Origin of the sequence: Streptomyces sp. NPDC048172 (assembly GCF_043202595.1) — a bacterium.
Taxonomy (GTDB): Bacteria; Actinomycetota; Actinomycetes; order Streptomycetales; family Streptomycetaceae; genus Streptomyces.
The window spans coordinates 682,142-694,835 of sequence record NZ_JBIDAT010000001.1 but is presented as its reverse complement, the minus strand read 5'-3'; the positions used below and the strand labels follow the sequence as shown (position 1 = coordinate 694,835).

Annotated in this window: 12 protein-coding genes; 6 read left to right on the top strand and 6 right to left on the bottom strand. The window is 72.7% G+C overall.

All coding sequences use genetic code 11. The features are described 5' to 3' along the window. Positions 1–13: 13 nt before the first annotated feature. The 4 genes from ACGF3A_RS03145 to ACGF3A_RS03130 all read right to left on the bottom strand — a co-directional run bounded on the left by ACGF3A_RS03145 (position 14) and on the right by ACGF3A_RS03130 (position 4,099). The gene (locus ACGF3A_RS03145; RefSeq protein ID WP_393725189.1) at positions 14–1,480 is read right to left on the bottom strand and encodes a GntP family permease; all 1,467 of its coding nucleotides are present in this window, start codon (positions 1,478–1,480) and stop codon (positions 14–16) included. 350 nt (positions 1,481–1,830) lie between these two features. After that, positions 1,831–2,253, bottom strand: coding sequence for a RidA family protein (locus ACGF3A_RS03140; protein WP_393725187.1), 423 nt, complete (start codon positions 2,251–2,253; stop codon positions 1,831–1,833). Continuing rightward, complete coding sequence (locus ACGF3A_RS03135; protein ID WP_393725185.1) at positions 2,250–3,026, bottom strand: IclR family transcriptional regulator; 777 nt, start codon at positions 3,024–3,026, stop codon at positions 2,250–2,252. Before ACGF3A_RS03135 ends, ACGF3A_RS03140 begins: the two co-directional genes overlap by 4 nt. Then, positions 3,023–4,099: a sugar kinase gene (locus ACGF3A_RS03130; RefSeq protein WP_393727116.1), complete on the bottom strand. Its 1,077-nt coding sequence runs from the start codon at positions 4,097–4,099 to the stop codon at positions 3,023–3,025. The genes ACGF3A_RS03135 and ACGF3A_RS03130 overlap by 4 nt, the downstream gene beginning before the upstream one ends. Positions 4,100–4,271: 172 nt before the next feature. On the opposite strand from ACGF3A_RS03130, the gene ACGF3A_RS03125 reads away from it, so the two are divergent. Next, on the top strand, positions 4,272–5,561 hold the full coding sequence (locus ACGF3A_RS03125) for an alanine racemase (RefSeq protein WP_393725183.1): 1,290 nt from the start codon (positions 4,272–4,274) through the stop codon (positions 5,559–5,561). A gap of 274 nt (positions 5,562–5,835) precedes the next feature. Next, a complete protein-coding gene (locus ACGF3A_RS03120; protein WP_393725181.1) occupies positions 5,836–7,431 on the top strand; it encodes an amidohydrolase family protein in 1,596 nt (531 codons plus the stop codon). On the opposite strand, the gene ACGF3A_RS03115 is transcribed toward ACGF3A_RS03120, so the two are convergent. After that, positions 7,428–8,000 carry a dihydrofolate reductase family protein gene (locus tag ACGF3A_RS03115; RefSeq protein ID WP_393725179.1) on the bottom strand — a complete coding sequence of 191 codons (573 nt, stop codon included), beginning with the start codon at positions 7,998–8,000 and terminating at the stop codon, positions 7,428–7,430. The genes ACGF3A_RS03120 and ACGF3A_RS03115 overlap by 4 nt on opposite strands. 190 nt (positions 8,001–8,190) lie before the next feature. Between ACGF3A_RS03115 and ACGF3A_RS03110 the strand changes: the two genes are divergently transcribed. The 4 genes from ACGF3A_RS03110 to ACGF3A_RS03095 are packed head-to-tail and all read left to right on the top strand — an operon-like array spanning position 8,191 to position 11,795. Further along, positions 8,191–9,096 (top strand): ATP-binding cassette domain-containing protein, encoded by a 906-nt coding sequence (locus tag ACGF3A_RS03110; protein WP_393725177.1) that lies wholly within the window; start codon positions 8,191–8,193, stop codon positions 9,094–9,096. After that, a complete protein-coding gene (locus tag ACGF3A_RS03105) occupies positions 9,093–9,872 on the top strand; it encodes an ABC transporter permease (RefSeq protein ID WP_393725175.1) in 780 nt (259 codons plus the stop codon). Before ACGF3A_RS03110 ends, ACGF3A_RS03105 begins: the two co-directional genes overlap by 4 nt. Next, positions 9,869–11,224, top strand: a complete 1,356-nt coding sequence (locus ACGF3A_RS03100) for a sensor histidine kinase (RefSeq protein WP_393725173.1) — start codon at positions 9,869–9,871, stop codon at positions 11,222–11,224. Before ACGF3A_RS03105 ends, ACGF3A_RS03100 begins: the two co-directional genes overlap by 4 nt. After that, entirely contained in the window at positions 11,130–11,795 is a 666-nt protein-coding gene (locus ACGF3A_RS03095; protein WP_393725171.1) for a response regulator, read from the top strand. The genes ACGF3A_RS03100 and ACGF3A_RS03095 overlap by 95 nt, the downstream gene beginning before the upstream one ends. Here ACGF3A_RS03095 and ACGF3A_RS03090 read toward each other — a convergent pair whose 3' ends face one another. After that, positions 11,796–12,485, bottom strand: coding sequence for a hemolysin III family protein (locus ACGF3A_RS03090; RefSeq protein ID WP_393725170.1), 690 nt, complete (start codon positions 12,483–12,485; stop codon positions 11,796–11,798). Positions 12,486–12,694 lie beyond the last annotated feature (209 nt).

Here is a 12,694-nt window from a genome sequence, read left to right as displayed (position 1 = left end):
GGCCAGAAGATCCCTAGACGACGACGCTCACGAGCGCCGCGACGGCGAAGCCCGCGACGGACAGCACGGACTCCAGCACCGTCCACGACTTGAGGGTGTCGCGCTCGGAGATCCCGAAGTACTTCGCGACCATCCAGAAGCCGCCGTCGTTGACGTGCGAGGCGAAGATCGAACCCGCCGAGATGGCCATGATGACCAGCGCGACATGCGCCTGCGAGGGGTCGCTCTCCGCGAGCAGCGGCGCCACGATGCCCGCCGTCGTCACGATCGCCACGGTGGCCGAACCCTGCGCCACGCGCAGCACGACCGAGATCAGGTACGCGAGCACGATGACCGGCAGCCCGGCGTCCCCGAAGACGTCCGCCAGCGCCTGCGCGACACCGGACCCCTGGAGCACGGCCCCGAAGATCCCACCGGCGCCGACGACCAGCAGGATGTTGCCCACGGGCTTGAGCGAGGCCGTGGACACCGTCTCCAGCGACTTGCGGCTCCAGCCGCGCCGCAGCCCCAGCAGGTAGTACGCCAGCAGCAGGGCCACCGTCAGCGCGACGAAGGGATGCCCGATGAACTCGATGACGGACCGCCCGGTGGACGGATCGAGGGCGATGGACGAGAACGTCGCGGCGAGGATCAGCACCAGCGGCGTCCCGATGATCGCCAGCACGGTCCCGACGGCGACGGGCTTCTCGGCCGCGTCGACCTTGTTCGCCCGCTGCTCCTCGGCGACGGCCTTCTTCGACTCCTCGGCCGCCTCCACCATGTCCTGCGGTACGGGCACGAAGACCCTCTGGCCGATCCACGCGGCGTACAGCCACGCGGCGAGCACGGCGGGGATCCCGCATACGACACCCATGAGGATGACCCACCCGAGGTCCACGTCGAGCAGCCCGGCGGCGGCGACGGGCCCGGGGTGCGGGGGCAGGAACGCGTGCGTCATCGACAGCCCGGCCAGCATCGGCATGCAGTACAGCAGCACGGACTTGCCGCTGCGCTTGGCCGCCGCGTAGACGATCGGCGCGAGCACGAAGATGCCGACGTCGAAGAAGACGGGGATGCCGAAGATGATCCCCGTCAGCCCCATCGCGAGCGGCGCCCGCCGCTCCCCGAACATCCCCAGCAGCCGCGCGGAGAGTGCCTCGGCGCCCCCGCTGACCTCCAGGATCGCCCCGAGCATGGTGCCCAGGCCGATGATGATCGCGACGTGCCCGAGGATGCCGCCCATCCCGGACTCGATCATCGAGACGGCGTCGGACTTCTGGACGGTGCCGAAGAGTTCGGTGACGGAGAGCCCGGCGCCGAGCCCCACCGCGATCGACACGGCGAGCAGCGCGACGAACGGCTGGATACGGACCTTGATGATCAGAAAGAGCAACAGCGCGATCCCGAGCGCCGCGACGGTCAACAGCCCGCCGGTCCCGGATATGAGCGCCAGCAACCCGCCGGTGTGCGGGACCTTCGGTGGATCTGCCGCAAGAAGCATGGTGAACCTCGTTGTTCAGCGCGGGGAGGAGAGGGGGCCCCTGGAGCGCGCCCGCTGGGTCGTGCGTACCCGGCATCGGGGGCTGCGCATGGGGTCTCCCCAGGCCGCTAGGCCGAGGGGAAGCAGCCCTGCGCCTCTGGCGCAGACCTCCCAAGCGCGGAAGGGCTCAGCGGGACGTGCCCCGTCAGGGGCGCGGGGAACTGCGCGAGCGACCACGACGCACCCGCAGTCTGCGGCTGACGGACAGGGGCAACCCGTCCGCAGCGGGGTCCGGGGGCGGAGCCCCCGAAGATCAGGGAAGGGGCGGGCTCGGGGAATCAGCCCGCCCCGGAGACCCGGAGCTCGGCGACTCAGCCGAGGACGGCGAGCGCGTCGATCTCGACGAGGAGACCGGCGGGGAGGCCGACGTACACGGTCGTACGGGCGGCCGGCACCTCCCCGAGACCGGCGAAGTACTCGTTGTAGATCTCGTTGAACTCGGCGAAGTGGGCCGTGTCCGTCAGGTAGACGCGGAGCATCATCGCGTCCTCCCAACTCGCGCCCCCCTCCTTGAGGATGGCCTCGACGTTCGCGAACGTCTGGAGCGTCTGCTCCCGCAGCCCCGGCCCCACCGGCGTCGGCGCCTGGCCCTCGACGGCCGGGCCGAAGCCGACCTGCCCGGCGACCTGGAGGATGTTGCCCTTCTTCACGCCGTGCGAGAACTTCGCGGGCGGCGTGGTGTGCGTGGACGGCGTGAGGGCGGTCTTGGTCAGCTTCTCGCTGTGCTCACTCATGGTGCTGCTCTCTCGGTTCGGGGAGGAGTGGACGGCCTCCCGGCGTACTCGGCGCTGATGGCCTCAGCGGTCCGGCGTACGCGCGGAAGGAGGGTGAGGAGTTCGTCGGCGGATACGACGACGTTCGGCGCGGAGACCGACATCGCCGCCGCCACCCGCCCCGAGGCGTCCCTGATGGGCGCCGCGACGCAGTTGATGGACTCCTCGTGGCCACCGAGGTCGGTGGCCCAGCCCTGCTCGCGCACCTTGGCCAGCTCCGTGAGGAACGCGGCGGCGTCGGGCGTCGAACGGGCGGTGTACCGGGGGTAGTCGAGCCGCTCGGCGATGGCGCGCCGCTCCGGCTCGGGCAGGTCGGCGAGGAGCAGCTTGGCCACGGCCGCGACGGTGATCGCGACGGGTTTGCCGATACGGGAGTACATCCGCACCGGATAGCGGCTCTCGACCTTGTCGATGTAGAGGACCTCGTCCTCCTCGTACACGGCGAGATGGACCGTGTGCCCGCAGGCCGCGTTCAGCTCGGCCAGGTGCGGGTGGGCGATGCCGCGGATGTCGAGGTTCTCCATGGCCTCCTGCGCGAGCGCGAAGAGCCGCGCGCCGAGCCGGTAGCGCTGGTCGGGCTGGCGGTAGACGATGCCGTGCTCGTGCAGCGTGCGCAGCAGCCGCAGCGCGGTGGACTTGTGCACGTCGAGGCGCTGCGCGACCTGTTCCAGGTTCGCCGGGCCCTCGGCGAGCAGGGGCAGGATGCTGAGCGCCCTGTCTACGGTCTGGCTCATGCGCTGCGTACCTCCGGCGTCCGTTCCTCCGGCCCGCTGGTCGTCCAGCCGGGCCCCAGCCGCAGTCTCTCCCACGCCTCCGCGCCGAGGGCGACGAGCCCGTCGGCGTACGCGCGGGAGGGCGGCGCGCCCAGATCGCCGGGCTCGACGAGCGCCGCGGCGGCCATCAGGTGGCCGTGCCGCAGCCGTTCGCGCACCGGAAGTCCGCGCAGGGCCCCGGAGAGATAGCCCGCGGCGAAGGCGTCGCCCGCGCCGACCGGGGAGACGACCTCGACGCGCGGCGCGGGCACGCGCACGGGCGCGCCGTCGCCGGTCACGAACGCGGTGGCCCCGGCGGCGCCCTGCTTGACGACCAGCGTGTGCGGCTCGGGCAGCGCCTCCCGTACGGCCTCGGGCCCGCCCCGTACGCCCCACGCGGCGGCGGCCTCGTCCTCGCCGACGAAGACCAGGTCGCTGCGGCGGGCGAGGTCGAGCAGCACCCGCGGCCCTTCCTCGGAGGCACGGTCGTGCCAGAGGCCGACGCGGTAGTTGACGTCGAAGGAGACCGGCGGCCGGTCGGCCGCCTCGACCAGAGCGCGGGTGAGTGCGAGGCAGCCGTCCGAGAGCGCGGCGGTGATGCCGGTCAGGTGCAGGAAGCGGCCCCCGGTGACGGCCGCGCGGTCGACGGTGGCGGGCGACATGGCGGAGGCGGCGGACCCGGCGCGGTAGTAGACGACCTCGGAGAGCGGCTCCCCGACGTCCCCGTCCGCGCCGTCCGCCCCGTCTGCACCGTCCGCCCCGGTGGCGCGCTCGCCGTCCGTACGGAAGTAGATCCCGGTGGGGCGCGCGGGGTCGCGCTGGACGGCGGAGACGTCGACGCCCTGCGCCGCGATCGTACGGACCAGGTGGTCGCCGAAGCCGTCGGCGCCGACGCGGCTCACCCAGCGGGCGCGGTGCCCGGCGCGGGCGAGGGCGCAGGCCACGTTGGACTCCGCGCCGCCGATCACGCGGTCGAAGGAGGGTACGTCGGCGAGGGGCCCTGGCCGGGAGGGCAGGAACGTGACCATCGACTCGCCCAGGCAGACGACGTCCATGTGCGGGGTGGTGGTCACGATGCGAACCGCTCCTCAGCTCTCGATGTCTGTTGCTTCCATTGACCGGCCGTTCGGCGGGATGCTAGACAGCATCGAGCGTTATACGCAATGGTCATTGCAAGATTTGCAACGATCATCGTCACCGTCACTGTCACGGAGCTATGGAGCCCGCATGGCCGTCGAAGCAGCCGAAGCCATCGAAGACGCCGTCGCCCGCCTCGCGGACGAGGTCGTGGACCACCGCTTCAAGGGCCTGCCCCCGGACGCGGCGGGCACCACGGTGGGCGCCCTGGCGGCCGAGCGCAGGAACCTCTTCACCGGCGGCTTCACCACCCCCGTCCTGGCCCTCTCCGCCGAGCGCCTGGAGCACAACCTGGCGGCCATGGAGACGTACACCACGCGGCACGGCCTGGCCTTCGCGCCGCACGGCAAGACGCCGATGGCGCCCCAGCTCTTCGCCCGCCAGCTCGCGCACGGCGCCTGGGGCACCACGCTCGCCGTCCCGCACCAGGTCCGGGTGGCCCGCGCCTTCGGCGTCCCCCGGATCTTCCTCGCGAACGAGCTCGTGGACGCGGCGGCCCTGCGCTGGCTCGCGGGCGAGCTCGACGCCGACCCGGACTTCCGCTTCGTCTGCTACGTCGACTCGGTGCCCGGCGTGACGCTCATGGACGAGGCCCTGCGCGCCGCGGGCGCGAGCCGCCCCGTCGACGTCGTGGTCGAGCTGGGCGCGGGCGACGGCGCCCGCACCGGCGTCCGTACGGAGGCGGAGTGCGCGGCGGTCGCGGACGCGGTCGCGGCGGCCGGAACGCTGCGCCTGGTGGGCGTCGCGGGGTACGAGGGCGAGGTCCCCGGCGCGACGCTGGAGGCCGTCACGTCCTGGCTGCGCCGCCTCACCGCGCTGGCTGTCGCCTTCGACGAGGCGGGCCGGTTCGCGGACGTCGACGAGATCGTGCTGAGCGCGGGCGGCAGCGCCTGGTTCGACGCGGTGGCGACGGTCTTCGCCGAGCTGCCGCCCCTCTCCTCCCCCGTGCTCAAGCTGCTCCGCTCCGGCGCGTACGTCTCGCACGACGACGGCCACTACCGGGAGATCACCCCCTTCAACCGCGTCCCCGGCGAGGGCGGCCTCCAGCCCGCCTTCACCCTCTGGGCCCAGGTCGTCTCCCGCCCGGAGCCGGACCAGGCGTTCCTCAACGCGGGCAAGCGCGACGCGGCCTACGACCTGCACCTGCCCATGCCGCACACGGTCCGCGACCGCGCCGGGGAGTTCCGCGACGCGAAGGGCATCACCGTGACCGGCCTGAGCGACCAGCACGCCTGGCTGCGCACGGAGTCCCCCGTGGAGGTCGGCGAGTGGGTGGGCCTGGGCCTCTCCCACCCCTGCACGATCTTCGACAAGTGGCAGCTGATCCCGGTCGCGGAGGCGGACGGCACGGTGACGGATTACGTCCGCACGTTCTTCTAGCCCGTGTCCGGCGATCTTGCTGCGAAGGGGCTGCCCCTTGCTGTGCTTCGCAGGCTGCGGCAGCTCGGTGGCTTGTCGCGCAGTTCCCCGCGCCCCTGACGGGGCGCACCTCTGCTGAACCCTGCTGCGCTTGGGAGGTCTGCGCGAAGGCGCAGGGCTGCTTCCCCTCGGCCTAGCGGCCTGGGGAGACCCCATGCGCAGCCCCCGATGCCGGGCACGCATGGTCCGGCCCCTTCCTCCACCCACCCCTGGCGCACAGGAAAGGCCCGCACCCATGGATCTGGTCATCAAGGACGCCCGCGTCATCGACGGTTCGGGCGAGAGAAGGGCCTACCGTGCCGACGTCGGCATCACAGGCAACCGCATCTCCCACATCGCCCGAGAGGGCGAACCGCGCCTCTCCGGCACCAGGACCATCGAGGCAGAAGGCCAAGCGCTAGCGCCCGGTTTCATCGACATGCACGCCCACAGCGACCTGGCCCTCCTCCGCGACCCCGATCACTCCGCGAAGGCCGCGCAGGGCGTGACGCTCGAAGTCGTGGGCCAGGACGGGCTGTCGTACGCGCCCGTGGACGACGAGACGCTCGCGGCCGTCCGCAGCGCGATCACCGGCTGGAACGGCGACGGCTCGGACATCGACTTCGACTGGCGCACCGTCGGCGGCTACCTGGACCGCATCGACCGCCAGGGCACCGCCGTCAACGCCGCGTACCTCATCCCGCAGGGCACCGTACGGATGCTCGCGATGGGCTGGGACGACCGCCCGGCGACCCCCGACGAGCTGGACCGGATGCGTACGCTCGTCGCCGAGGGCATGGAGCAGGGCGCCGTGGGCATGTCGTCCGGGCTCACCTACACCCCCGGCATGTACGCCTCGGACTCCGAACTGGCCGAGCTGTGCCGCGTCGTCGCCCGGTACGGCGGCTACTACTGCCCGCACCACCGCTCGTACGGCGCGGGCGCGCTCCAGGCGTACGCGGAGATGGTGGAGCTCACCCGCGACGCGGGCTGCGCGCTCCATCTCGCGCACGCCACCATGAACTTCGGGGTCAACAAGGGCAAGGCCCCCGAGCTGCTGGCACTGCTGGACAGGGCGCTCGCCGAGGGCGCCGACATCACCCTCGACACCTACCCGTACACCCCCGGCTGCACGACGCTCGCCGCGATGCTGCCGAGCTGGGCCAACGAGGGCGGCCCGCAGGCGACGCTGGCCCGCCTCGCCGATCCGGAGACCACGGCCCGCATCCGGCACGTGATGGAGGTCGAGGGCGCCGACGGCTGCCACGGGGTGCCGATCGAGTGGGACACGATCGAGATCTCGGGCGTCAGCGACCCGGAGCTGCACGCGTACGTGGGCCGTACGGTCGCGGAGTCGGCCGCCGCGCGCGGCGAGGAGCCGTTCACCACCGCGCACCGGCTGCTGACCGAGGACCGGCTCGGGTCCACGATCCTGCAGCACGTGGGCCACGAGGAGAACGTCCGGCAGATCATGCGGCACCCCGCGCACACCGGCGGCAGCGACGGCATCCTCCAGGGCGAGAAGCCGCACCCCCGTGCGTACGGCACGTTCCCCCAGTACCTGGGGCGTTACGTGCGCGAGCTGGGCGTCCTCTCGCTGGAGGAGTGCGTGGCCCACCTGACCTCGCGCCCCGCGGCGCGGCTGCGGCTGGCCGACCGCGGGCTGGTCCGCGAGGGGTACATGGCGGACCTCGTCGTCTTCGACCCGGACACGGTCGCGGCGGGCTCGACGTTCGAGAAGCCGCGCACGCTGCCCGTCGGCATCCCGCACGTACTGGTCGCGGGCACGCCGGTGATCGCGGACGGCCACCGCACGCAGGCCCTCCCGGGCAGGGCGGTGCGCCGCCGCTAGCGGACGACGTCGAAGATCTGCTTCTGGATGCCGTTGGCGTACGCCTCGTGCTCGACGAGCTTGAGGCGCTGGGTGTCCTTGTCGCTGTCGCTGAAGAGCCGCTTGCCCGCGCCGAGGAGGAGGGGGAAGACGAGCAGGTGGTAGCGGTCGATGAGGCCCGCGTCCGAGAGGGCGCGGTTGAGGGTGGCGCTGCCGTGCATGATGACCGGGCCCCCCTCGGTCTCCTTGAGCGCCGCCACCTCGTCGAGCGAGCGGAGGATGGTGGTGGGGCCCCAGCCCTCGACCAGGGCGTCCTCGCCGAGCGTGGTGGAGACGACGTACTTCGGCATGGGCTTGTACTCGGCGAACTCCGCCATGCCCGGCCAGACCGGGCTGAACGCCTCGTAGCTGGCCCGGCCGAAGAGCATCGCCGAGGCCTCCTGCTGCTCCCGGCCCTTGAGCTCGTAGGCCTCCTCCAGGAACTCGACGTCCTTGAAGGTCCAGCCCGAGTTGCGGTAGCCCGGCTCACCGCCCGGGGCCTCCACGACGCCGTCGAGCGAGACGAACGCGGTGCTGATCAGAGTGCGCATCTGAGGTCTCCTGGAAAGTGTCGTGCCTGTCTCGTTGTGCCAGAGGAGACTGCCACGCCGTCCGGAAGTCATCGCCCGTCCGGAAGGACTTTTCGAAAGCCCTCCCGTAGTACCCCGGTACGAGCGCCCGCGCGCCCCTCCCGCCCGTGGTCCGACGTACCGCCCCGGCGCCGTCCCTAGCGTCAAGGGCATGCTCATCGTCGAGTCACTCACGAAGCGTTACGGGGACAGGACCGCCGTGGACGACCTCTCGTTCACGGTCGCGCCCGGCACGGTCACCGGCTTCCTCGGGCCCAACGGCGCCGGGAAGTCCACCACGATGCGCGTCCTCGTCGGCCTGGACGCGCCCACTCGCGGCCGGGCCCTGGTCAACGGCCGCCGCTACGCCGACCTCCCCGCGCCGCTGCGCGAGGTCGGCGTGCTGCTGGAGGCGCGCTCGGTGCACCCGGGCCGCACCGCGTTCCGGCACCTCATGGCCCTCGCCCGCACCCACGGCATTCCGCGCGCCCGGGTCGAGGAGGTGATCGGCTTGGCCGGGCTCCAGGACGTCGCCGGGAAGCGGACCGGGTCCTTCTCCCTCGGCATGGGCCAGCGGCTCGGCATCGCCGCCGCGCTGCTCGCCGACCCCGCGGTGGTCCTCCTGGACGAGCCGGTCAACGGGCTCGACCCGGAGGGCGTGCGCTGGATCAGGAACCTGCTGAAGTCCCTGGCCGCCGAGGGCCGGACGGTCCTGCTCTCCTCGCACCTGATGAGCGAGATGGCACAGACCGCCGACCACCTCGTCATCGTCGGACGGGGCAGGCTGCTCGCCGACACGACCGTGGAGCGGTTCCTGCGGGACGCGGGCCTCGGCACGGTCCGCGTCGTGACGCCGGAGGCGGAGCGGCTCGCCGGGCTGCTCGGCGACGGGGCAGCGCGCGAGGCCCCGGACACCCTGCGGGTCACGGGCACGAACGCCGCGCACATCGGCCGTACCGCCGCCGCGCACGGCATCCCGCTCCACGAACTCACGCCGCACAGCGCCTCCTTGGAGGACGCGTTCATGGAACTCACCCGCGACACTGTCGAGTACGAGGGGAGGGCGGCGGCCGTATGACGACGTACGAGACCTACGGGGTCACGTTCCCGCGCGTGCTGCGCGCGGAGTGGGGCAAGCTGTGGTCGCTCCGCTCGACCTGGTACGCGCTGGGCGGCACCGTCGTGCTCGTCCTCGCGCTCGCCGTGGGCGCGGGCATCGCGACCGACGACACGGGCAACGGGCCCGCCGGTGACCCCATGGACGTCAGCCTGTTCGGGGTGAACTTCGCGCAGCTCATCCTGCCTGTCCTGGGCGCCCTGACGACAGCGGGCGAGTACGCGAACGGGTCGGTCCGCTCCACCATGACCGCCGTGCCGCGGCGGCTGCCCGTGCTGTGGGCGAAGAGCGCCGTGTTCGGCGCCGTGGTCCTCGTGCTCCTCCTCGCCGCCGCCTTCGCGGCCTTCCCGCTGGCGCAGCTCTTCCTGGCCGACACCCCGCTCGCCGCCTCGTTCGGCGACCCGGGCGTGGTGCGCGCGCTGTGCGGCGCCGCGGCGTCCACCGCGCTGCTCGGGGTGCTCGGCCTCGCGCTGGGGGCGCTGCTGCGCAGCGCGCCCGCGGCGATCGGCGTCTTCGTGATCGTCCTGACGGCACTGCCGCAGTTCGCGAGCGCGCTGCCGTACGCCTGGGTGGACACGGCGGTGCGCCACACCCCGCTGCCCGCCGGGCAGGGGCTGATGGCCGTGCTGCCGCAGCCGGACTTCCCCGGCCCGCTCGCCGGGCTGGTCACGCTGACGGTCTGGGCGGCGGTCACGCTGGGCGCCGCGGCGGTCCTGCTGAGGCAACGGGACGTATGAGCGGCATGTCCGGGAGCGGTGGCGGGAGCACGCGGGGCATCCAGCGCGCGCTGCAGCTCGTCAGGGCGTTCGACGCGCGGCGCCCCTGGCTGTGGGACGTCCTGCTGCCGCTGCTCGTCGCCCTCCCCGGCGTGGCCGTGCTCGTCGACGGCACCTGGCGGGACGGGCCCGAGGACGTACAGGTCGGGCCGCCACCGGACGGCATCCCGCCGTCCTGGCCGTGGCTGCTGTCGGCGGGGCTCGTGCTGCCGCTGCTGTGGCGCAGACGGTGGCCCTTCGCGATGTTCCTCGTGATCTCCGGCTTCCTCTTCGTCGCCGGCCGGCTGGGGGTCAGCCTCCCCGTCGCGCTCTCGGTGGTCGTCGCGCTGTACGGGGTCGCGCTGCGCTCGCCGATGTCGCGGCTCGGCTGGGCGGGCGCCTCGGTCCTGGCCACGGTGGCGGCCGAGACGGTCGCCGGACCGCCGCACGACTTCGCCCGCTCGTACGTCCCGGTCTTCGCGATCACGGCCGCCGCCGTCGCCGCCGGGATCGCGGTCCGTACGCGGCGCGAGTACCTGGCCTCGCTGCTGGAGCGCGCCGAACGGCTGGAGGTCGAGCGCGACCAGCGCGCCCGGCTCGCGGCGGCGGCGGAACGGGCCCGCATCGCCCGCGAGATGCACGACGTGCTCGCGCACAACCTCTCGGTGATCACGGGCCTCGCGGACGGCGGCTCGTACGCCGGGCGCCGCTCCCCCGAGCGCGCCCGGCAGGCGCTCGACGCCATCGCCGCGACCAGCCGCGAGGCCCTGGACGACCTGCGCGGCCTGCTCGGCGTCCTCAAGGACACCGGCACGCACGGCGAACTCGCCCCGCAGCCGGGCCTGCCGGACCTGGACCCGCTCCTGGAGCGCGTACGCGCCGCGGGCCTTCCCGTACGGGCGGACGTCGAGGGCACGGCGGCGGACGCCGGGGAGCACTCCCCCGGCCGCCAGCTCACCGTCTATCGGGTGGTGCAGGAGGCGCTGACCAACACCCTGAAGCACGGCGGCAGCGGGGCGACGGCCACGGTGACCGTGGCGTACGGCCGCGACGGACTCACCGTCACCGTCACCGACTCCGGTACGGGGTCCGCCCCCTCGGACCCCGGCGGCGGTCAGGGAATCGGCGGCATGCGCGACCGCGCCCGCGCGTACGGCGGCACCCTGGAGGCAGGCCCCGCACGGGGCGGCGGCTGGCGGGTCCACCTGTGGCTGCCCAGGACGACGACGGACGGGACCAGTGACCACAGTTCTGATCGCGGACGACCAGGCCATGCAGCGCTTCGGCTTCCGGATGCTGCTGGAGAGCCAGGACGACCTGACGCCGCTGGGTGAGGCGGCGAACGGCTCGGAGGCCGTACGGATGGCGGCGGAGCTCCAGCCGGACGTCGTACTGATGGACGTACGGATGCCGGGCCTGGACGGGATCGAGGCCACGCGGCGGATCGTCGCGAGCGGCGGGCGTACGCGCGTGCTGATCCTGACGACGTTCGACCTGGACGAGTACGCCTACGCGGGCCTGCGCGCCGGGGCCAGCGGCTTCCTGGTCAAGGACGCGCAGCCCGCCGAACTGCTGGCGGGGATACGGGCCGTGGCGGGCGGCGACGCGGTGGTGGCCCCGGCGCTGACCCGGCGCCTGCTGGACGCCTTCGCCGAGCGGCTCCCGGCGCCGGGCGCGGGCCCGTCCGGCGAGGACCCCCGGCTCGCGGCCCTCACCGAGCGTGAGCGCGAGGTGCTGACCGCGATCGGCCGGGGCTGGAACAACACGGAGATCGCCGCACGGCTGACGCTGGCGGAGTCAACGGTCAAGACGCACGTGGGACGCGTCCTGGCCAAGACCGGCACCCGCGACCGCGTCCAGGCGGTGATCCTCGCCTACAACACGGGCCTGGTGAGCCCGGAATGACTACGTGTGCTGATACGCCACGATCGAGATGCCGACGTAGTGGACCACGAAGGCGGCGAGCGTGAACGAGTGGAAGACCTCGTGGAAGCCGAACCACCGGGGGGACGGGTTCGGCCGCTTGATGCCGTAGACCACGCCGCCCGCGCTGTAGAGCAGCCCGCCGACGATCACGAGCACGAGGACGGCGATGCCGCCCGTGCGCAGGAAGTCGGGCAGGAAGAAGACGGCGGCCCACCCCATGGCGATGTAGCACGGGGTGTAGAGCCAGCGTGGGGCGCCGACCCAGAAGACGCGGAAGGCGATGCCGCAGGCCGCGGCGGCCCAGATCCCCCACAGCAGCCACTCACGGCGGCCGTCGGGGAGCAGCAGGATCGTCAGGGGTGTGTAGGTGCCCGCGATGATCAGGAAGATGTTGGCGTGGTCCAGGCGTCGTAGCACCGCGTTGACACGGGGACTCCAGTCACCGCGGTGGTAGAGCGCGCTGATCCCGAAGAGCAGGCACGCGCTGAGGGTGTAGATGGCGCAGGCGACGCGCCCGCGGGTGCTGCCCGCGAGCGCTGTGAGGAACATGCCGGACACCAGGACTGCGGGGAACATTCCCAGGTGGAGCCAGCCGCGGAGCTTGGGCTTGATCACCTGAGCTGCGGCGGAAGCGGCCTTGGAGGCGGCAGCGGAGGCGGGGGCTGTCATCGCGCCATCGTATCTACGGACCCGTAGGTTCCCGGTATACCGGGGCAGACGAACGCATGACGTGACGTGGTGACGGACACACCGTTCCCATCTGGACAGACAACCTCTAGGCTCGCATGATCAGATGAGCACAAGCGGCACCGGATGAGCGACCACGCAGGACAGCCACGAAAGCATCCGGGTCGCGGCCCCCAAGGGGTACAGAGAGT

Excerpts from the sequence above, each read along its gene's own strand:
- ACGF3A_RS03100 (WP_393725173.1), top strand. The coding sequence starts at position 9,869 with ATGAGCGGCATGTCCGGGAGCGGTGGCGGGAGCACGCGGGGCATCCAG.
- ACGF3A_RS03105 (WP_393725175.1), top strand. The coding sequence starts at position 9,093 with ATGACGACGTACGAGACCTACGGGGTCACGTTCCCGCGCGTGCTGCGC.
- ACGF3A_RS03120 (WP_393725181.1), top strand. The coding sequence starts at position 5,836 with ATGGATCTGGTCATCAAGGACGCCCGCGTCATCGACGGTTCGGGCGAG.
- ACGF3A_RS03135 (WP_393725185.1), bottom strand. The coding sequence starts at position 3,026 with ATGAGCCAGACCGTAGACAGGGCGCTCAGCATCCTGCCCCTGCTCGCC.
- ACGF3A_RS03115 (WP_393725179.1), bottom strand. The coding sequence starts at position 8,000 with ATGCGCACTCTGATCAGCACCGCGTTCGTCTCGCTCGACGGCGTCGTG.
- ACGF3A_RS03090 (WP_393725170.1), bottom strand. The coding sequence starts at position 12,485 with ATGACAGCCCCCGCCTCCGCTGCCGCCTCCAAGGCCGCTTCCGCCGCA.
- ACGF3A_RS03130 (WP_393727116.1), bottom strand. The coding sequence starts at position 4,099 with ATGGACGTCGTCTGCCTGGGCGAGTCGATGGTCACGTTCCTGCCCTCC.
- ACGF3A_RS03140 (WP_393725187.1), bottom strand. The coding sequence starts at position 2,253 with ATGAGTGAGCACAGCGAGAAGCTGACCAAGACCGCCCTCACGCCGTCC.
- ACGF3A_RS03145 (WP_393725189.1), bottom strand. The coding sequence starts at position 1,480 with ATGCTTCTTGCGGCAGATCCACCGAAGGTCCCGCACACCGGCGGGTTG.
- ACGF3A_RS03125 (WP_393725183.1), top strand. The coding sequence starts at position 4,272 with ATGGCCGTCGAAGCAGCCGAAGCCATCGAAGACGCCGTCGCCCGCCTC.
- ACGF3A_RS03110 (WP_393725177.1), top strand. The coding sequence starts at position 8,191 with ATGCTCATCGTCGAGTCACTCACGAAGCGTTACGGGGACAGGACCGCC.